Genomic DNA, 16,893 nt, shown 5'->3' with positions numbered 1-16,893 from the left:
AACCGTTTCACACTTTTCCTGGAATTGCTTGTCCCTTCATCGGGCTGCGCGGCGCGCCGTCGCGCCAGTCGCCGCTTGCCCACAAATGGTCGAAAGCGGCTCGGTAGTCGGGAAAGCGAAACCGATAGCCCGCCGCCTTGAGCGCTGCATTGGCGACCCGCTTGTTCTCGCCATAGAAGGACCGCGCCATGGGCGAAAGTTGGGCGGTCTCGAAGGGAATTTCGGGCGGCGCCTCGATCCCCATCAGCGATGCGGCATAGGCGACGACATCCTGCGGCGGTCCCGGCTCATCGTCGGTGACGTTGAAGATGCCACCCCTATTGCCGGCGATCAGATGCCAGAGCGCGCCTGATATGTCGTTACAATGGATGCGGTTGAACACCTGGTCCGGCTTGACCAGCCGCCTCGCGGTACCGTTCTCCAGATTGACCAGCGCGTTGCGGCCCGGACCGTAGATGCCGGAGAGCCGCAGGATCGCCACCGGCCGGTCGATTTCCCGGCCGAGCTTCTGCCAGGCTTGCTCGGCCTCGACCCGCATGACCGAACGCTTTGATACCGGCCGGCACACGGCCGTTTCGTCGACCCAAGCGCCGCCATGATCGCCATAGACGCCGACGGTCGAGAGATAGCCGATCCACTCCAGCTCAGGCATCCCTGCGATTGCCTCGCGGGCGGCATTCAGCACAGGATCGCCGGCGTCTTCCGGGGCGACCGAGATCACCAGATGCGTGGTTTTCTCCAGCACTTCGCCGATGTCGCTCGTCAACTTGCCGTCGAACAGCAGCGGGGCGATGCCGGCCTGGCGCAGCGCCTCCAATTTCTCCGCCGATCGCGTCGTGCCGATGATCTTGGCACCATCCGGGTTGGCGCGGGCAAAAGCCTTGCCCGAATAGCCGGCGCCGAAGATAAAGATCCGCTTTTCGCTCATGCATGCGTCCTGGTTGGCCGCGCCAGGCGCCATTCGTCGCGCACCATAGCGTCATCCTCGGTTTCCAGGCCGTTCGCGGCCCGTTCGGCATATTCGGTTTCCGGCACCAGCCGCGCCAGCGCCCAAATTGCCGCGCCCCGCACCAGCGGCGAGGCGTCGCCGAGCAGATCCCGAACGATGCCGGCAAGCGCGCCCTCGCCGGAATTGCCGACGGCGATCAGCACGTTGCGGACAAAGCGGTCGCGGCCGATGCGCTTGATCGGCGAGCCGGAGAAGAAGGCACGGAAGGCAGCATCGTCGAGGGTCAAAAGGTCGGCGAGCGCAGGCTCGCGCAAATCGTCGCGCGCGGCGAGCTTGGCCTCCGAAGCCGCACTGGCGAACTTGTTCCACGGGCAAGCGGCGAGGCAGTCGTCGCAGCCATAGATGCGGTTGCCGATCGCCTCGCGGAATTCATGCGGGATCGGCCCCTTATTCTCGATGGTGAGGTAGGAGATGCAGCGCCGCGCATCGAGCCTATAAGGCGCCGGGAACGCGTCGGTCGGGCAAGCGTCGAGGCAGGCGCGGCAAGAGCCGCAATGGTCGATCTCGGCCTCGTCGGGTGCCAGTTCGGCCGTGGTGAAGATGGTGCCGAGGAACAGCCAGGAGCCGTGCTCGCGGCTGACCAGATTGGTGTGTTTTCCCTGCCAGCCCAGCCCTGCTGCCTCGGCCAGCGGCTTTTCCATGACGGGTGCGGTGTCGACGAACACCTTCACGTCGCCGCCGGCGCGTGCGACGATCTTGCCGGCGATTTCTTTCAGCCGGCCCTTCATCACCTCGTGATAGTCGCGGTTTTGCGCATAGACCGAGATCGCGCCACGGTCGTGCTTCGACAACAGGTCGCGCGGGTCACGGTCAGGCCCGTAGTTCATCGCCAGCACGACGATCGAGCGCACGTCGGGCCAAAGCGTGGAGGGCTCGCTGCGGCGCGCAATCGTCTCAGCGATCCAGTCCATGGAGCCGTGAAAGCCATCGGCGACGAATTCGGCGAGTCTCGCCGGCGCCAGCGGGATCGCATCGGGAGTGGTGACGGCGACGGCATCGAAGCCGGCGCGCCGTGCCTCCGCGTCGATCAGCGCACGCAGTTTTGCCGCGTCAGAAGTCGAGGTCCGCATAGTGCGACACCGGCGACAGGCCGCGCACGCGGTCGGTCAAGAGCGGCCGGAACGAAGGCCGCGACTTCACCCGCGTGTACCATTCGCGCGCAGCGGGATGTTCGCGCCAGTCGATCTCGCCGAGATAGTCGAGTACGGACAGCGTCGCGGCAGCCGCGAGATCGGCATAGGTGACCCTGCCGCCGGCCAGCCAGTGGCGGGTGCCGGCCAGCCAGTTGGTGTATTTCATGTGCTGGCGGATGTTGGCGCGCGCGGCGCGGATGGCGCCTGAATCGGGCGAGCCGCCGCCCGCGGTTTCCGGCATCACCGGCTTCAGCACGCGTTCGCGCACCAGGTGGCGGGTGACCTCGCTTTCGGCCTTGTTGAGATACCAGTCGATCAGCCGGCGGATTTCGGCGCGCTGCATCGGATCCTCGGCGAACAGCCGCTTGTCGCGCTTCAGCACACCGCGCGTCTCGTCGAGATATTCCGAGATGACCGTCGCGCCGATGATCGGCACGTCGCCCTCGGCCAGCAGGATCGGCAGCGTGCCGGCCGGGTTCAGCGCCAGGAACTCCTTGCGCCGCGTCCACGGCTTTTCCTCGATCAGCGCCAGCTCCTCGCCATACTCGCCAAAGGCGAGGCGGACGAAGCGGCAGGTGGCGAACATGGGATGGTGGAAAAGCGTCAGCATGGTTCCGCGATGATAAAGCGCACGAGTGTGGACTGGCGAATCGCCGGGCGCACCGGTAAGTCTTGGCCGCCCGGTTTGCGGGCCGTCAGGGGTGTTGCGACCTATAGGGGCACTTCGGCGCCATGACAAGCAAGCCATTCCGTTAGCCATCACGCCAATGCCGAGGTAGAAATGGAAAGCCAGACCATCGTCGAAGCCCTGCTGCTCGGCCTGCTGGAGGGGTTGACCGAATTCATACCGGTATCCTCGACCGGCCATATCCTGCTCGCCGGCCATTTCCTCGGCTTCCAGTCGACCGGCAAGGCCTTCGAGATCCTGATCCAGCTCGGCGCCATCCTGGCGATCCTCAGCGTCTATTTCCGCCGCCTGTGGCAGATGCTGCTCGACCTGCCGCATGACCGGCTGACGCGGCATTTCGTCATCGGCATCCTCATCGCCTTCCTGCCGGCGGCGATCATCGGCGCGCTGGCGCACGATTTCATCAAGACGGTGCTGTTCGAATCGCCACGACTGATCTGCATCATGCTGATCATCGGCGGCGTGGTGCTACTGGTCGTCGACCGCATGAATCTCAAACCGGTCTATCGCGACGTCGAGCGGTTTCCGACCAGGCTTTACCTGCAGATCGGGCTGTTCCAGTGCCTGTCGCTGATCCCCGGCACCTCGCGCTCGGGTTCGACCATCGTCGGCGCGCTGCTTCTGGGCGTCGACAAGCGGGCGGCGGCGGAATTTTCCTTCTTCCTTGCCATCCCGACCATGGTCGGCGCCTTCGCCTTCGACCTGTTCAAGAACCGCAACGTGCTGACCTCGGCCGACCTGCCGATCATCGCCATCGGCTTCGTCGCCGCCTTCGTCACGGCGCTGTTCGTGGTGCGCCTCCTGCTCGATTACGTCTCGCGCAACGGCTACTCGCTGTTCGGCTGGTGGCGGCTGGTGGTGGGTGTCGTCGGGTTGGTGGCGCTGATGATCTGGGGTTGATTGCAGCGACCGGTTCGGTTGGAGCCGCCGAACGTTAGCGCTGCCCCTCACCTGCCTGCCGGCATCCTCTCCCCGTATAGGGACGGGGAGAGGGGCGCTGTCATCCGCGATTTCGCCAACTACTGCGGTTGCAAGAAGGTCGCCGTCGCTGCGGCCAGCTCACTTCTCCCCGTCCCTATAGGGGGAGAAGTGCCCGGCAGGGCGATGAGGGGCAGCACTAACTTCAACGAATGGATTGCCTCCGGCAACGAGCCTAGCTTCGTCCATAAAACGCATTCGGGACATGCACCGGCCAGCGCCAGGGCAGCACTGCGACCATGTCGAAGCGCATCGACAGCCTGCCATAGTCCGGCTGGCGCGACAGCCAGATGTCGGCCGCGCCCTCGATGCGGCGCTCCGATTCGTGGCCGATCGCCTCCATGGCCTCGATCAGCGTGCGGCGCGCCTTGACCTCGACGAACAGCACCAGATCGCCGCGCCGGGCGATCAGATCGATCTCGCCGAAGCGGGTGCGATGGCGGCGCGCCAGGATCCGGTAGCCTTTCAGCATCAGCGCGGCCGCCGCCAGCCATTCGCCGCGATGGCCGCGCCGGTAGGCCTTTTGACGGCTGGCGCTCGGGCGTTCAGCCATCGCCGCTTTCTCTAAGTTCGAGAAGCCGCCGGTAGAGCGCCTGCTTCTGGCCGCCGGTCATTTTCGCGGCTTCCGCCGCCGCCTTGGAGGCCGGCATCTCCGCCGCCAGCGACAAAAGCAGGCGGTCGATGTCTTCCGGTTCGTCGGCCTTCGCCTCGGCGGGACCGATGCAGACGACGATCTCGCCCTTCGGCGTGTCCGCCGCCGCGTAATGATCGGCAAGCGCCCGCAGCGTGCCGGTGCGGATTTCCTCGAAAGTCTTGGTCAGTTCCCGGCCGATGGCGGCTTTGCGCTCGCCGCCCAGCGCCTGGACCATGGCGCCGAGCGATTCAGCCAGCCGGCGCGGCGATTCGAAGAATATCAGCGTCGCCGGGACCGCCCTCAGCGCCTCCAGCCGCGACAGCCTCTGACCAACCTTGACCGGCAAAAAGCCGGCGAACAGGAAGGCGTCGGACGGCAGGCCCGACGCCGTCAGCGCGGCAAGCGGCGCCGACGGGCCGGGAATCGGCACGACGCGAATGCCCTGGTCGAGCGCCTCGCCGACCAGCCGGTAGCCGGGATCGGAAACCAGCGGCGTGCCGGCATCGGAAATCAGCGCCACGCTCTGGCCTGCCGCAAGTGCCGCGATCAACTTCGGCCCCGCCTCGCCGGCATTATGCTCGTGATAGGCCGTGGTGCGTCGGCGAATGCCGTAGCGGTCGAGCAGCACCCGCGACACGCGCGTGTCCTCGCAGGCGACGATGTCCGCGGCGGCGAGCGTCTCCAGCGCGCGCAGCGTGATGTCGGCCAGATTGCCGATCGGCGTCGCCACCAGATAAAGCGCCGGATCGAGCGGGCGGGCCGCGATTTCGGTCTGCCCGACCACATAGCTGCGCTTGCCCGTCTCGCCAGTCACCGATGCCGTCTCCGTTCAAGCCTGTTTGGCCTGCCAAATCCTGTTTGGCCTGCCAAAACTTGTTTGGCCTGCCAAAACTTGTTTGGCATGGCTGGCGCCGGCTTGCAAAACTCACGCCGATGTAAGGTGGCCGCCATTCCTTCGCCACAGTAGGGAACGAAACCGGTTTTGGCAGATTTAGCCCCTGATTCCCTTGGGGAGGACAGGAATGGACAGCCTGACGATTCAGGACGCTTTCGCGCCCTACTATGCCGGTCGCAGCCGGATTGCCGCACGCCAGGACAAGCGGCTGCCAGCCCGGAACGACACCAGCCTGACCAAGCAGGCCGCGAGTGCCTTGCCGACCAATGTCAGACTTTCCGACAACAAACCCGACAGCACGACGGAGCACTGACCGGACGATGCCCAATCGCTTCGATATCTTCATCACCCGTCTTGAAACGAAAAACGCCCGCAACGGCGCACCCCTGCCCTCTTTGGGCGACCAGCACCGTGGCCGCCGCGACAAGGACAACGCAAAGCCAGTCCGGAACGGCGAGGCGCACGCCGAGAAAGAGCGCGGAAAGCACCGCCACAAACACGACGCCTGATCTGATTCAGATCGGCGAGGCCGCCGCCCAAGGTGGCGAACGCTGGGCCAGGCGCTCAGTCCAGATATCGTGAAACGCGCGCTTTCAGAAGCTCGATCAGCTCCGGGTCCATGAATTCGTAGTCATCCGGAATGTCGAGGCAGATCACCTTGGCCGCCTTCAGGCTGGCCTTGAATTTCTTCTGTAGTTTGGTGCGGTGGGTTTTCTCCATGACAAAAATGATGTCAGCCCAGGCGACCAGTTCGTGCGTCAGCGGATTGTCGGCATCGTGATTGGTGCCGGCCGATTCGACCTCGATGTCGCGGCGGGTGGAAAACACCTGCTCGGCGGTCGGGCTGCGCAGCCGGTTCTGGCTGCAGACGAAGAGGAGTTTTTTCAAAGGATTAGCGCGCCAGGTCCGCCACCACGGCGTCGAGCACGATCATGCCGGCGGGCGTGGCGCGCAGCCGCGTGTTGCCGATCGGCGCCACCAGCCCCTCGCCTTGCAGCACCGACAGCCGCGCGCTCGACAGGCCGCGCCCGGAAAACGCTTCGTAGCGGGTGAGGTCGATGCCTTCGGCGAGCCTGAGCCCCATCAGCAGGAATTCATCGGCCTCTTCGGAACGCGTCAAGAGCTCGCCGCCGGTTATGCCATGGCCCTTGGCCTCGACCAGATTGGCCCAGGTTTCCGGCATTCTCTCAGCAATCGTCACCACCCGATGGCCGTTCTCGACGAAGCGGCCATGCGCGCCGGGGCCGACGCCGACATATTCGCCGTAGCGCCAGTAAGTCAGATTGTGCCGGCTCTCGGCGCCTGGCCGCGCGTGATTGGAAATCTCATAAGCCGGCAAACCATGCGCCGACGTGATCTCCTGCGTCAGCGCATAGAGGTCGGCGGCGTGGTCGTTGTCGGGAATGGTGAATTTCTTCGCCGCGTGCAGCGCATGGAAAGGCGTGCCTTCCTCGATGGTCAGCTGGTAGAGCGACAGATGGTCGGCGGCATGGCCGATCGCCTGTTCGAGTTCCGCCTGCCAATCCTCGGGCGTCTGTCCCGGGCGCGCATAGATCAGGTCGAAGGACAGGCGCGGAAAGATTTCGCGCGCGAGCGCGATGGCGTGCAGGGCTTCCTCGACATTGTGCAGCCGGCCGAGGAAGCGCAGATCCTTGTCGTTCAGGGCCTGCACGCCGAGCGAGACGCGGTTGACCCCCGCGATCCGGTAACCACGAAACCGCTCCGCCTCGACCGAGGACGGGTTGGCCTCAAGCGTCACCTCGATGCCGTCAGGCACCGCCCAGTTCTTGGCCACCGCGTCCAGAACCCTGGCCACGGTTTCTGGCTTCATCAGCGACGGCGTGCCACCGCCGAGGAAGATGCTGGTCACTTCGCGCGGCCCGGTGCGCTGGCGCATCGTCGCAAGCTCAGCCTCGAAGGCGGCGGCAAAGCGCTCCTGGTCGACCGGCTGGTGGCGGACATGGCTGTTGAAGTCGCAATAGGGGCACTTGGCCGCGCAGAACGGCCAATGCACGTAGACGCCGAAGCCGGGACTGCGGTCGAGCGCCATGGTGGTGCTGGACCCGATCATTCCGAACCAAGCCGAGCGCGCGCGAATTTCTGGAAGGCGCGGGCGCGATGCGACAGCGCCGTCGCCTGGCCTGGCTTCCAGCCGTGCTTTTCCTCCGCATTCATCTCGCCGAAGGTTTTGTCGAAGCCATTGGGCAGGAATACCGGATCGTAGCCGAAGCCGAGTTCGCCGCGCGGCGGCCAGACCAGAGCGCCCTCGGCCTCGCCGCGATAATATTCGGCCTCGCCGTCGGGAAAAGCGAGGCAGATGACGGCGACGAAGCGGCCCGTGCGCCGTTCGGGCGTGGCCGCGCCGACCTCCTGCAGCGCCACTTCGGTGCGCTGCATGGCCATGGCGAAATCGCGCGATCCTTCCGGCGTCTCGGCCCAGTTGGCGGTGTAGACGCCTGGCGCGCCATCGAGCGCGTCGACGCAGAGGCCGGAATCGTCCGACAGCGCCGGCAGGCCGGTCGCCTTCGCGGCCGCGAAGGCCTTGATGTAGGCGTTTTCCTCGAAGGTGGTGCCGGTTTCGTCCGGTTCGGGCAGGCCATACTCCTTGGCCGATTTTGCCTCGAAGCCGAACGGACCCATCAGGTCGGCGAATTCGCGCAGCTTGCCATCATTGTGGCTGGCGACGACGATCTTCTTGCCATGGAGTGAATGCATCAAAGGCCCCAGATTCTCGGCTCGGCGAATTCGATCGAATTGCCCGAGGGGTCGCGTATATAGATCGAACGGCCACCTTGCGGCCATTCGAATTCGCTTTCGATGGCGATTTTCTTCGCTTGAAGTTGGGCTTTCCAGCCGTCGATTTCAGCGGCGGTTGCGGCAAAGCACAGATGGCCTTCGCCAACCGCGCCGTGCGGCGGTACTTTCAGCTTCGCGTCCGGTGCGGGCGGAATTTTGGTCGCCTCGGCGTTGAAGATGAGCAGGACGCCCTGGCCGCAGCGGAAGAAGAGATGGCGGCCTTCGACCTTGCCGAGGAGGATGAGGCCGAGGATGTCGGTGTAGAAGCGCTCGGCGGCAGGCAGGTCGGTGACGTAGAGGGCCGATTCCAGGATTGCGGAAGGTGTCACGAGGCGCCCCCCTCTGCCCTGCCGGGCATCTCCCCCACGAGGGGGGAGATTGGCTGTATCAGTCGCTTTCGCCACTTTTCAACGTTGAAGGGCAGGCACGGCCAGCCAAACTGCCAATCTCCCCCCTCGTGGGGGAGATGGCCGGCAGGACAGAGTGGGGCGCCTGGACTCGGCATCAAAATCCTACGCCACCGCCATCTGCTGCAGGCTGACCAACCGGGAAATGCCCTTCTTGGCCAATCCCATCAAGTCCGCGAACTGCGCCTCGGAAAAGGGCTCGCCCTCGGCGGTGCCCTGGATCTCGACGATGCCGCCCTTGCCGGTCATGACGAAATTGGCGTCGGTGCCGGCCGAGGAATCCTCGATATAGTCGAGATCGATGACCGGCTGGCCGTCATGGATGCCGCAGGAAATCGCGGCGACATGATCCTTCAGCACCTTCGAAACGCTGGCCATCTGCCGCGCTTCCATCCAGCGCAGGCAGTCATGGAGCGCCACCCAGCCGCCGGTGATCGAAGCGGTGCGGGTGCCGCCATCGGCCTGGATGACGTCGCAGTCGACGGTGATCTGCTGTTCACCCAGCGCCTGCAGGTCGACCACGGCGCGCAGTGAACGGCCGATCAGGCGCTGGATTTCCAGCGTGCGGCCGCCCTGCTTGCCGGCGGAAGCCTCGCGGCGCATGCGCTCTCCGGTCGAGCGCGGCAGCATGCCGTATTCAGCCGTGACCCAGCCCTTGCCGGAATTGCGCATCCAGCCCGGTACCTTTTCCTCGAGGCTCGCGGTGCACAGGACATGCGTGTCGCCGAATTTCACCAGGCACGAGCCTTCGGCATGCTTGGAGACGCCGCGCTCGAAGGAGATGGCGCGCATTTCGTCGAATTGGCGTTTGGAGGGGCGCATTCAGGCTTCTTTCCAGTCATTTTTCGGAATCGTGGCCGGCTTGTAGCCCCACCAAGCCCATGGCGCAAAGGAAAATGGCCGAGCGATCCGGCACCGGGTGATCTGGCACAGACACCGGGTTGCGCGCGGGTAACGGAAGTCTATATCCTTGAGCCGGAGGTTTTTTGGCCGCAATGACCAAGGCAGTCGATCCCGCGTCGCGGTCGCCCGCGCTTCAATCGCTCGACATGCGCTCGCGCGACATCTTCCGGCGCATCGTCGATTCCTACCTCAGGGATGGCGAACCCGTGGGCTCGCGCAGCCTGTCGCGCATCCTGCCGTCCTCGCTGTCGCCGGCCACCATCCGCAACGTGATGAGCGACCTCGAGCATCTCGGGCTGATCTACGCGCCGCACATTTCGGCCGGGCGTCTGCCGACGCAGGCCGGCCTGCGCTTCTTCGTCGACGCGTTCATGGAGCTCGGCGACCTCTCCGACGAGGAGCGCCGCACCATCGAGGCGCAGGTGCGGGCCTCCGGCTCGGGCGCGACGCTGGAGCACATGCTGACCGAGGCCAGTCAGATGCTGTCGGGCATGTCGCGCGGCGCCGGCCTGGTGCTGGCCGCCAAGAACGAGGTGGCGCTGAAGCATATCGAATTCATCCAGCTGGAGCCGACCAAGGCGCTGGCCGTGCTGGTGTCGCAGAACGGCGATGTCGAAAACCGCGTCGTCGACCTGCCGGCCGGCATCACGGTCTCGCAACTGCACGAGGCCTCGAATTTCCTCAACGCGCATATTCGCGGTCGCACTTTGGCCGAGGCGCGCACCGAGATCGCCCGCATCAAGGAAGAGACGAGGGCGGCGCTCGACACGCTGTCGCAGGACCTCGTCGAGAAGGGACTGGCGGTGTGGGCGGGCGCCGAAAGCGGCCTGCCGGCGCGGCTCATCGTGCGCGGCCGCGCCAATCTGCTCGAAAACGTCACCGCCCAGGCCGACATCGAATTGCTGCGCCACCTGTTCGAGGACATGGAGACGCAGGACGGGCTGATCCAGCTGCTCGACCTCGCCGAGGAGGGGTCGGGCGTGCGCATCTTTATCGGTTCGGAAAACAAGCTGTTCTCGCTGTCGGGCTCATCGCTGGTGGTGGCGCCCTATCGCGACAAGGACGCGCGCGTCGTCGGCGCCCTCGGCGTCATCGGCCCGACCCGGCTCAACTATGCCCGCATCGTGCCGATGGTGGATTACACGGCGCAGCTGATTTCCCGCATGCTGCGCTAAGGTCCTAAAATCGAGACAGGCCGCAAAGGAGAAAAAGAATGGCGCTGGAATCATTCAAGGCCCAGATCAGTCTGCTGCTCGAAGAGATGGTCAACCAGCCGGAGGACCAGCACGAAATTCAGGAACAGCTGCGCGAAAAACTGCGCGAAATGCGCGCCATGGGCCTGCCGTTGCCCGCCGATCTCGTTGCCCTGGAAAAACGCCTGGATGACGATTTTTACGCTGCCGGGACCTGATTCCTGACGTTTGCTTCGAACCATCGTGCGTGACGGAACCCAGGGACAGACCGATCGTTAATTTCCTTCACGATCGAGTGGAGGAAATGATGCGATTGGCCGGACTGGCGATGTCCGCACTGTTTCTCACGACCGCGGCTCTCGCCCAGCAGGCCGATCAGCCTGCGCTCAAAGGCGCGGCGGCTTTCGGCGACTGGCGGGCGGACAGGCCCGGTGTACGCCGGCTGATCAAGCCGGAAGACCTGCCTAAACCCTATGCCACCAAATCCGCCTCGAACGGCGCAGGCATTGTCGACATGCCGGCGAATGCGAAGCCACGCCTGCCGTCCGGGTTTTCGGCCGAGCTGATCGCCTCGGGGATCGACAATCCGCGCGTCGTGCGCGTCGCGCCGAACGGCGACCTGTTCGTCGCCGACAGCGAAGCCAACCAGATCCGCGTCTATCGCCTGACGAAGGACAGCGCGAAACCCGCCGAAAACGGCATCTTCGCCGGCGGCCTCAACCAGCCCTATGGCATTGCCTTCTATCCCTTGGGCAACGACCCGCAATGGGTCTATGTCGCCAACAGCGACAGCATCGTGCGCTTTGCCTATCGCAATGGCGACCTGAAGGCCTCGGGTGACCCGCAAACCATCGTCGACAACATTCCGGCGAATCACCACTGGACGCGCGACATCGCCTTCTCGCCCGACGGCAAGACACTTTACCTCTCCGTCGGCTCCGGCTCGAATGTCGCCGAGGATATGGGCAAAAGACCCAGAGGCGGGCTCGATGCCTGGGTCAAGTCGAAGCCGCTCGGCGCCAGTTGGGGTTCCGAAGCGGGCCGGGCCGAGGTGCGAGCCTTCGACCCCGACGGCAAGAACGGCCGCGTCGTCGCCACCGGGCTGCGTAACTGTTCGGGCATGACCGTGCAGCCGGCAACCGGCGCGCCGTGGTGCGTCGTCAACGAACGCGACGCACTCGGCGACAATGTGCCGGCCGAATACGCGACATCGGTCAGGGAAGGCGCCTTCTATGGCTGGCCCTGGTATTACATCGGCAACAATGAGGACCCGCGCCACAAGGGCGAGCGCCCCGACCTCGCCGGCAAGGCTGATATTCCCGACGTGCTGATGCAGGCGCATTCGGCGCCGCTCAACATCGCGTTCTATGATGGCAAAAGCTTTCCGCCGGAGTATCGAGGCGATGCCTTCGTGACCCTGCACGGCTCCTGGAACCGCGGCAACAGGACCGGCTACAAGATCGTCCGCCTCCTGTTCAAGGACGGCAAGCCGACCGGGGAATATGAGGATTTCATGACCGGCTTCGTCGCCTCCAATGGCGAGGTCTGGGGCCGGCCCGTGGGCGTGGCGGTGGCCGGCGACGGATCGTTGATCGTGAGCGAAGACGGCAACGGCACGATCTGGCGCGTGACTTATAGCGGCGGCCGATCCTGACCCGTCCTTGCGGCCGGACCATTGCCGTCTGGTGTAAGCGAATCCCGCGCGCAGGGCGTTCTCCCGGAGCCCGCCTCGTGCGACAAGGGCATACTCGCCCTTGGACGCCGACACCATGACCCTCACCGGGTTCCTTGCCTACAGCGCCGCTCTCGGCATCGCCGCCGCCATTCCCGGCCCCGGCATCACCGCCCTGGTCGCGCGTGCGCTCGGCTCGGGCTTTCGCTCTTCGCTCGCCATGTCCTTCGGCCTGATGCTCGGCGACCTCATCTATCTGACCGCCGTGGTGCTCGGCCTCGCCTTCGTGGCGCAGGAGTTCGGCATGGTTTTCCTGGCGATCAAATGGGCCGGCGTCGCCTATCTCGCTTTCCTCGGCTGGCGCTTCTGGACCGCCGGTATCACACCCGAAACCATCGAAGCCAGGAAGGGCAAGGGCGGATTGCCGTCGAGCTTCGCCGCCGGCCTCACCGTGACGCTCGGCAATCCAAAGACCATGATCTTCTACCTCGCCATCACGCCGACCATCGTCGACCTGAAGACGATCACGCTTGCCGATTACGGCATTCTCGTCGCGCTGACGGTCGTCGTCCTGTTCGTCGTGCTGGTGCCCTACCTGGCGCTGGCGGCCAAGGCACGCTGGTTCCTGAAGTCGCCGCGCGCGCTCAAGGTGCTGAACCGCACCGCCGGCGCCTTCATGGTTGGCGCGGCGGCGGCGATCGCTGCTCGTCAGTAGGTCGTTTCGGCCAAACCATTCCGTGGCCCGGCTGTTTCGAGAAATGCTTTTCCGAGGGCCAGGCGTTTTCAGCACACGCCCCCCTCGGATATTTTCGAGCCGCAGCCTATCTTGCGCGGTTGAAAGCCCTATTCTGTCGGCTACTGCCAATTGCTGAAATCCAGGGAGCGAAACCAATGAACAAGCCCGTTACCTCCGCCCGCGTGCCCGGCCGCGGCCGCATCTACAACTCCATCACCGACACGATCGGCGACACGCCCCTGGTACGGCTCGACAAGTTCGCCAAGGAGAAGGGCATCGTCGCCAATCTGGTCGCCAAGCTCGAATTCTTCAATCCGATCGCCTCGGTCAAGGACCGTATCGGCGTGGCGATGATCGAGGCGCTGGAGGCAGCCGGCAAGATCACGCCCGGCAAGACCACGCTGATCGAACCGACATCGGGCAACACCGGCATCGCGCTGGCCTTCGCCGCCGCCGCCAAGGGCTACAAGCTGATCCTGACCATGCCGGAGACGATGTCGGTCGAGCGCCGCAAGATGCTGGCGCTGCTCGGCGCCGAACTGGTGCTGACCGAAGGCCCGAAAGGCATGAAGGGCGCCATCGCCAAGGCCGACGAACTGGCCGCGACGATCCCCAACGCCATCATTCCGCAGCAGTTCGAAAACCCGGCCAATCCGGAAATCCATCGCAAGACGACAGCGGAGGAAATCTGGAACGACACGCAGGGCGAGATCGACATCTTCGTCGCCGGCATCGGCACAGGCGGCACCATCACCGGCGTCGGCCAGGTGTTGAAGAAGCGCAAGCCCGCGCTGCATGTAGTCGCCGTCGAACCGGATGCCTCGCCGGTGCTGTCGGGCGGCCAGCCCGGCCCGCACAAGATCCAGGGCATCGGCGCCGGCTTCGCGCCCAAGATCCTCGACACCACGGTCTATGACGAGATCGTCAAGGTCTCGAACGAGGATTCCGTCGCCAATGCGCGCCTCATCGCCCGCCTCGAGGGCGTGCCGGTCGGCATCTCGTCGGGCGCGGCGCTGCAGGCAGCGATCGTCGTCGGTTCGCGGCCGGAGAACAAGGGCAAGACCCTGGTCGTGGTCATCCCCGATTTCGCCGAGCGCTATTTGTCGACGATCCTGTTCGAGGGGCTTGGGGCTTAGGGTTTCGAACTCCCGTCTTTCCTTCTTCCCTTGTGGGAGAAGGTGGATCGGCGCGTTAGCGCCGAGACGGATTAGGGGTGTTCCAGCGGAGTGAGACGTTGGTGGTCCCTGGAGCACCCCTCATCCGACCTCGCTTCGCGAGGCCACCTTCTCCCACAAGGGGAGAAGGAAAGGCCCCGTGAGCCTGGCCCGCAGAAAAACCTGCCGTGGCGCGCCGTACCCGACTTGAGCAGACCGCTGCTCCGGTGCAAACCTCCAGCGGCCCTGGTTCGGGCCGGGGGAGGATTTCATGTACAAGCTCTACACGCGCCCCGGCAGCGGCGGTTTCGTCGTCGAGGCTGCACTGGCGCTGATCGATGCGCCTTTCGAACAGATCGACGTGCCGAAGAACGAGGCGCCCGATCCGGCCTTTCTCGCCATCAGCCCGTTGAACCAGGTGCCGGTGCTGACCTTGCCGGACGGGCGCTCGGTCACCGAATCGGCGGCGATCTGCATCCTGCTCGCCGAACGCCACCCACAGGCCGGCCTGGCGCCGGCGGCCGAGGAACCGGCGCGCGCGGAGTTCCTGCGCTGGATGGCGTTCATGTCCTCGGTGCTCTACCCGGCGGTGCTGCGGCTCTACTATGCCCATCGCTACACGGCGGATGCCGAGGGTACGAAGGCGGTGAAACAGGCGGCGGTCGCCGAGATGGACCGTGGTTTTGCAGTCGTCGATGCCGCCTTGCGCGGCCGCGACTGGCTCGTCGGCGATAAGATGTCGCTGGCCGACATCTATCTCGTCATGCTGGTGGCCTGGCATCCCGACATCGACAGGGCGCGGGCGGCCTGGCCTGATATCGAACGCCTGTGGGCGCGGTTGCGCCAGCACCCGCTTATGAAGACGCTCAACACCTCGCACGAGATGTGGCCGGTCTGATCGGCCGAAAAAGCCGCCCGCGCGCACGACCTCACTGTATGAGCGCGGTGCGTTTTGCCTGCAGGAAGCGGCGCACCGCCGGATCGCGCTCGAGGCCGATCGCGCGATCATAGGCCTCGACCGCCTGCGGTCCCTGGCCGAGCCTGGCCAGGAGACCGGCACGCGCGGCCCAGTAGGGCTGATAGCCGTTGAGCCGCTTGTCGTCACCCAGCACGTAAAGGGCGGCCAACCCCGCCACCGCGCCCTCGGTCTCGGCGATCGCCACCGCGCGGTTGATCGCCACCACCGGCGATCCCGCGATCGAAAACAGCGCGTCGTAGAGTTCGCGAATCGCGATCCAGTCGGTGCGACCGGTGAGCCGCCGCGCCGCATGGACGGACTGCACGGCCGCCTCCAGCTGGTAGCGGCCGATGACGCCCTTGGTGGCGGCGCCGCGAAGACATGCTTCGGCCTCGTCGACCAGGGCATGATCCCACAATGCATGGTCCTGTTCGGCGAGCGGCACATAGTCTCCGGCCGTGTCGCGACGCGCCGCGCGGCGCGCCTCGGCGAACAGCATCAGCGACAGCAGGCCCAGCGCCTCCGGCTCGTCCGGCAGCAGCGAGGCCACCAGCCGGCCGAGCCAGATGCCTTCGGTGGCGAGGTTGCGGTGCCGCGTCTCGGTACCGGTCGGATCTGACCAGCCCTCGGCGAAAGCGGCGTAGATCGCCTCCAGCACCGCATCCAGCCTTTCACCGAGTTCGGCCCGCTCCGGCACGCGGAACGGAATGCCGGTCTCGCGGATGCGGCTCTTGGCGCGCACCAGGCGCTGGCCCATCGTGGCCGGCGAGAGCAGGAAGGCGGAAGCGATCGTGGCGGCATCGAAGCCGAGGATGGTCTGCAGGATCAGCGGCGCCCGCACGCCGGGTTCGATCGCCGGATGGGCGCAGGCGAACATCAGCCGCAATCGTTCGTCGGGCAGGTCCTCGTCGGTCATGCGCGCCTCCGTCTCCTCGGCAATCAGCTTGAGATGGTCACGGCCGGCTTCGCTGGTCAGCCGCCGCCGCACCGCATCGACACGCCGCCGCCTGGCCACGGCGAGCAACCAGGCTTCCGGCTTTTCAGGCACGCCGGAGCGCGGCCAGCGTTCGAGCGCCGCGGCAAAGGCGTCGGCCAGCGCATCCTCGGCGGCGGCCACGTCGCGCGTGCGCGCGGCGAGCCAGGCGACCAGCTTGCCATAGCTCTGCCGGGCGGCGGCCTCGGCGACCGCCCGGGCGATCTCCGGGCGACTGTCCATCACGCCGTCACTTCTTGGGCATATAGTCGGCCATTTCCCAGATCGGCCGCAGCTCGACCGTGCCGGTGCTGGCCGCCGGACAGCGTGCCGCCCAGTCGATGGCGGTATCGATGTCGGCCGCCTCGATCATGTAGAAACCGGCAAGCTGCTCCTTGGTGTCGGCATAGGGGCCGTCGATCACGTTGGTCTTGCCGTCGGCGATCCGCACCGAGGTGGTCGCCTGGGTCGGACGCAGCCTTTCGCCGGCCAGCCACGCCCCGGACTTCTTCAACGCCTCGGTATAGGCGGCATAGGCCGCGCTCATCTGCTGGGCTTTCTCGATCGGCGTGTTCGCCAGCGCGGCTTCGTCGTTGTTGATCAAAAGCATGTATCGCATGGGTCTTCTCCCGTGGTTTCGAGGGCCGCGTCCTTGCGGGGCCAGACGTATGTCGCGCGGCGGTGGCCGATTTCGACAGGTTGCGGAAAAAACTTTCGTCTCCGGCCGCGCCTTGTGCAAGCGGGCATGCGATTCAAGGGCTCGG

The 16,893-nt window shown here is 65.5% G+C and carries 21 protein-coding genes; 9 read left to right on the top strand and 12 right to left on the bottom strand.

All coding sequences use genetic code 11. The features are described 5' to 3' along the window. Positions 1 to 7: 7 nt before the first annotated feature. The 3 genes from EN804_RS27565 to EN804_RS27555 are packed head-to-tail and all read right to left on the bottom strand — an operon-like array spanning position 8 to position 2,752. Positions 8 to 928 carry an SDR family NAD(P)-dependent oxidoreductase gene (locus tag EN804_RS27565; protein WP_127281237.1) on the bottom strand — a complete coding sequence of 307 codons (921 nt, stop codon included), beginning with the start codon at positions 926 to 928 and terminating at the stop codon, positions 8 to 10. Continuing rightward, on the bottom strand, positions 925 to 2,079 hold the full coding sequence (queG, locus tag EN804_RS27560; protein ID WP_135921778.1) for a tRNA epoxyqueuosine(34) reductase QueG: 1,155 nt from the start codon (positions 2,077 to 2,079) through the stop codon (positions 925 to 927). The genes EN804_RS27565 and queG overlap by 4 nt, the downstream gene beginning before the upstream one ends. Continuing rightward, on the bottom strand, positions 2,060 to 2,752 hold the full coding sequence (locus tag EN804_RS27555) for a glutathione S-transferase family protein (protein WP_015314714.1): 693 nt from the start codon (positions 2,750 to 2,752) through the stop codon (positions 2,060 to 2,062). The genes queG and EN804_RS27555 overlap by 20 nt, the downstream gene beginning before the upstream one ends. Positions 2,753 to 2,923: 171 nt before the next feature. Here EN804_RS27555 and EN804_RS27550 point away from each other — a divergent pair, with 171 nt between their 5' ends. After that, positions 2,924 to 3,730, top strand: coding sequence for an undecaprenyl-diphosphate phosphatase (locus EN804_RS27550; protein WP_135862880.1), 807 nt, complete (start codon positions 2,924 to 2,926; stop codon positions 3,728 to 3,730). A 253-nt stretch (positions 3,731 to 3,983) separates the two neighbouring features. Here EN804_RS27550 and EN804_RS27540 read toward each other — a convergent pair whose 3' ends face one another. Further along, a complete protein-coding gene (locus tag EN804_RS27540; RefSeq protein WP_015314716.1) occupies positions 3,984 to 4,361 on the bottom strand; it encodes a YraN family protein in 378 nt (125 codons plus the stop codon). Further along, positions 4,354 to 5,256: a 16S rRNA (cytidine(1402)-2'-O)-methyltransferase gene (rsmI, locus tag EN804_RS27535; protein WP_127277904.1), complete on the bottom strand. Its 903-nt coding sequence runs from the start codon at positions 5,254 to 5,256 to the stop codon at positions 4,354 to 4,356. Before rsmI ends, EN804_RS27540 begins: the two co-directional genes overlap by 8 nt. 208 nt (positions 5,257 to 5,464) lie before the next feature. On the opposite strand from rsmI, the gene EN804_RS27530 reads away from it, so the two are divergent. Both EN804_RS27530 and EN804_RS27525 read left to right on the top strand, forming a co-directional pair. Then, positions 5,465 to 5,650 carry a hypothetical protein gene (locus EN804_RS27530; protein ID WP_127871091.1) on the top strand — a complete coding sequence of 62 codons (186 nt, stop codon included), beginning with the start codon at positions 5,465 to 5,467 and terminating at the stop codon, positions 5,648 to 5,650. A 7-nt stretch (positions 5,651 to 5,657) separates the two neighbouring features. After that, positions 5,658 to 5,846: a hypothetical protein gene (locus tag EN804_RS27525; protein ID WP_127871090.1), complete on the top strand. Its 189-nt coding sequence runs from the start codon at positions 5,658 to 5,660 to the stop codon at positions 5,844 to 5,846. A 55-nt stretch (positions 5,847 to 5,901) separates the two neighbouring features. On the opposite strand, the gene EN804_RS27520 is transcribed toward EN804_RS27525, so the two are convergent. The 5 genes from EN804_RS27520 to rph form a co-directional block, all read right to left on the bottom strand. Continuing rightward, complete coding sequence (locus EN804_RS27520; protein ID WP_135921777.1) at positions 5,902 to 6,225, bottom strand: low molecular weight protein tyrosine phosphatase family protein; 324 nt, start codon at positions 6,223 to 6,225, stop codon at positions 5,902 to 5,904. Between the two features lie 4 nt (positions 6,226 to 6,229). After that, positions 6,230 to 7,408: a radical SAM family heme chaperone HemW gene (gene hemW, locus EN804_RS27515; RefSeq protein WP_135921776.1), complete on the bottom strand. Its 1,179-nt coding sequence runs from the start codon at positions 7,406 to 7,408 to the stop codon at positions 6,230 to 6,232. Then, on the bottom strand, positions 7,405 to 8,052 hold the full coding sequence (gene rdgB, locus EN804_RS27510; RefSeq protein WP_135921775.1) for an RdgB/HAM1 family non-canonical purine NTP pyrophosphatase: 648 nt from the start codon (positions 8,050 to 8,052) through the stop codon (positions 7,405 to 7,407). The genes hemW and rdgB overlap by 4 nt, the downstream gene beginning before the upstream one ends. Continuing rightward, positions 8,052 to 8,462 (bottom strand): VOC family protein, encoded by a 411-nt coding sequence (locus EN804_RS27505; protein WP_135921774.1) that lies wholly within the window; start codon positions 8,460 to 8,462, stop codon positions 8,052 to 8,054. The genes rdgB and EN804_RS27505 overlap by 1 nt, the downstream gene beginning before the upstream one ends. A 183-nt stretch (positions 8,463 to 8,645) precedes the next feature. Beyond that, on the bottom strand, positions 8,646 to 9,362 hold the full coding sequence (gene rph / locus EN804_RS27495) for a ribonuclease PH (RefSeq protein WP_127277911.1): 717 nt from the start codon (positions 9,360 to 9,362) through the stop codon (positions 8,646 to 8,648). 173 nt (positions 9,363 to 9,535) lie between these two features. Here rph and hrcA point away from each other — a divergent pair, with 173 nt between their 5' ends. The 6 genes from hrcA (at position 9,536) to EN804_RS27465 (ending at position 15,096) form a co-directional block, all read left to right on the top strand. Further along, entirely contained in the window at positions 9,536 to 10,618 is a 1,083-nt protein-coding gene (gene hrcA, locus EN804_RS27490) for a heat-inducible transcriptional repressor HrcA (RefSeq protein WP_127277912.1), read from the top strand. A gap of 38 nt (positions 10,619 to 10,656) precedes the next feature. Further along, positions 10,657 to 10,854 (top strand): hypothetical protein, encoded by a 198-nt coding sequence (locus tag EN804_RS27485; protein ID WP_127277913.1) that lies wholly within the window; start codon positions 10,657 to 10,659, stop codon positions 10,852 to 10,854. A gap of 86 nt (positions 10,855 to 10,940) precedes the next feature. Next, complete coding sequence (locus tag EN804_RS27480) at positions 10,941 to 12,290, top strand: sorbosone dehydrogenase family protein (RefSeq protein ID WP_135862892.1); 1,350 nt, start codon at positions 10,941 to 10,943, stop codon at positions 12,288 to 12,290. 115 nt (positions 12,291 to 12,405) lie between these two features. Then, positions 12,406 to 13,023, top strand: coding sequence for a LysE family translocator (locus EN804_RS27475; RefSeq protein ID WP_127277915.1), 618 nt, complete (start codon positions 12,406 to 12,408; stop codon positions 13,021 to 13,023). Between the two features lie 176 nt (positions 13,024 to 13,199). Then, on the top strand, positions 13,200 to 14,180 hold the full coding sequence (cysK, locus tag EN804_RS27470; protein ID WP_127871084.1) for a cysteine synthase A: 981 nt from the start codon (positions 13,200 to 13,202) through the stop codon (positions 14,178 to 14,180). A gap of 289 nt (positions 14,181 to 14,469) precedes the next feature. Continuing rightward, positions 14,470 to 15,096 (top strand): glutathione S-transferase family protein, encoded by a 627-nt coding sequence (locus tag EN804_RS27465; protein ID WP_135862894.1) that lies wholly within the window; start codon positions 14,470 to 14,472, stop codon positions 15,094 to 15,096. Positions 15,097 to 15,127: 31 nt separating this feature from the next. On the opposite strand, the gene EN804_RS27460 is transcribed toward EN804_RS27465, so the two are convergent. After that, complete coding sequence (locus EN804_RS27460; RefSeq protein ID WP_135863011.1) at positions 15,128 to 16,372, bottom strand: RNA polymerase sigma factor; 1,245 nt, start codon at positions 16,370 to 16,372, stop codon at positions 15,128 to 15,130. A gap of 7 nt (positions 16,373 to 16,379) precedes the next feature. Then, positions 16,380 to 16,748 (bottom strand): YciI family protein, encoded by a 369-nt coding sequence (locus EN804_RS27455; RefSeq protein ID WP_127279426.1) that lies wholly within the window; start codon positions 16,746 to 16,748, stop codon positions 16,380 to 16,382. Positions 16,749 to 16,893: the final 145 nt, after the last annotated feature.

It is taken from the genome of Mesorhizobium sp. M8A.F.Ca.ET.161.01.1.1 (assembly GCF_004792105.1).
Classification (GTDB): Bacteria; Pseudomonadota; Alphaproteobacteria; order Rhizobiales; family Rhizobiaceae; genus Mesorhizobium.
The sequence above is the reverse complement of the archived record's forward strand: the minus strand, read 5'-3'. Positions and strand labels throughout refer to the sequence as shown.

What these genes read in the sequence shown, in the direction of transcription:
- EN804_RS27475 (WP_127277915.1), top strand. Translation starts at nt 12,406, where the DNA reads ATGACCCTCACCGGGTTCCTTGCCTACAGCGCCGCTCTCGGCATCGCC.
- hrcA (WP_127277912.1), top strand. Translation starts at nt 9,536, where the DNA reads ATGACCAAGGCAGTCGATCCCGCGTCGCGGTCGCCCGCGCTTCAATCG.
- EN804_RS27540 (WP_015314716.1), bottom strand. Translation starts at nt 4,361, where the DNA reads ATGGCTGAACGCCCGAGCGCCAGCCGTCAAAAGGCCTACCGGCGCGGC.
- EN804_RS27480 (WP_135862892.1), top strand. Translation starts at nt 10,941, where the DNA reads ATGATGCGATTGGCCGGACTGGCGATGTCCGCACTGTTTCTCACGACC.
- queG (WP_135921778.1), bottom strand. Translation starts at nt 2,079, where the DNA reads ATGCGGACCTCGACTTCTGACGCGGCAAAACTGCGTGCGCTGATCGAC.
- hemW (WP_135921776.1), bottom strand. Translation starts at nt 7,408, where the DNA reads ATGATCGGGTCCAGCACCACCATGGCGCTCGACCGCAGTCCCGGCTTC.
- EN804_RS27565 (WP_127281237.1), bottom strand. Translation starts at nt 928, where the DNA reads ATGAGCGAAAAGCGGATCTTTATCTTCGGCGCCGGCTATTCGGGCAAG.
- rph (WP_127277911.1), bottom strand. Translation starts at nt 9,362, where the DNA reads ATGCGCCCCTCCAAACGCCAATTCGACGAAATGCGCGCCATCTCCTTC.
- EN804_RS27550 (WP_135862880.1), top strand. Translation starts at nt 2,924, where the DNA reads ATGGAAAGCCAGACCATCGTCGAAGCCCTGCTGCTCGGCCTGCTGGAG.
- EN804_RS27485 (WP_127277913.1), top strand. Translation starts at nt 10,657, where the DNA reads ATGGCGCTGGAATCATTCAAGGCCCAGATCAGTCTGCTGCTCGAAGAG.
- rdgB (WP_135921775.1), bottom strand. Translation starts at nt 8,052, where the DNA reads ATGCATTCACTCCATGGCAAGAAGATCGTCGTCGCCAGCCACAATGAT.
- EN804_RS27525 (WP_127871090.1), top strand. Translation starts at nt 5,658, where the DNA reads ATGCCCAATCGCTTCGATATCTTCATCACCCGTCTTGAAACGAAAAAC.
- cysK (WP_127871084.1), top strand. Translation starts at nt 13,200, where the DNA reads ATGAACAAGCCCGTTACCTCCGCCCGCGTGCCCGGCCGCGGCCGCATC.
- EN804_RS27530 (WP_127871091.1), top strand. Translation starts at nt 5,465, where the DNA reads ATGGACAGCCTGACGATTCAGGACGCTTTCGCGCCCTACTATGCCGGT.
- EN804_RS27555 (WP_015314714.1), bottom strand. Translation starts at nt 2,752, where the DNA reads ATGCTGACGCTTTTCCACCATCCCATGTTCGCCACCTGCCGCTTCGTC.
- EN804_RS27455 (WP_127279426.1), bottom strand. Translation starts at nt 16,748, where the DNA reads ATGCGATACATGCTTTTGATCAACAACGACGAAGCCGCGCTGGCGAAC.
- EN804_RS27460 (WP_135863011.1), bottom strand. Translation starts at nt 16,372, where the DNA reads ATGGACAGTCGCCCGGAGATCGCCCGGGCGGTCGCCGAGGCCGCCGCC.
- EN804_RS27465 (WP_135862894.1), top strand. Translation starts at nt 14,470, where the DNA reads ATGTACAAGCTCTACACGCGCCCCGGCAGCGGCGGTTTCGTCGTCGAG.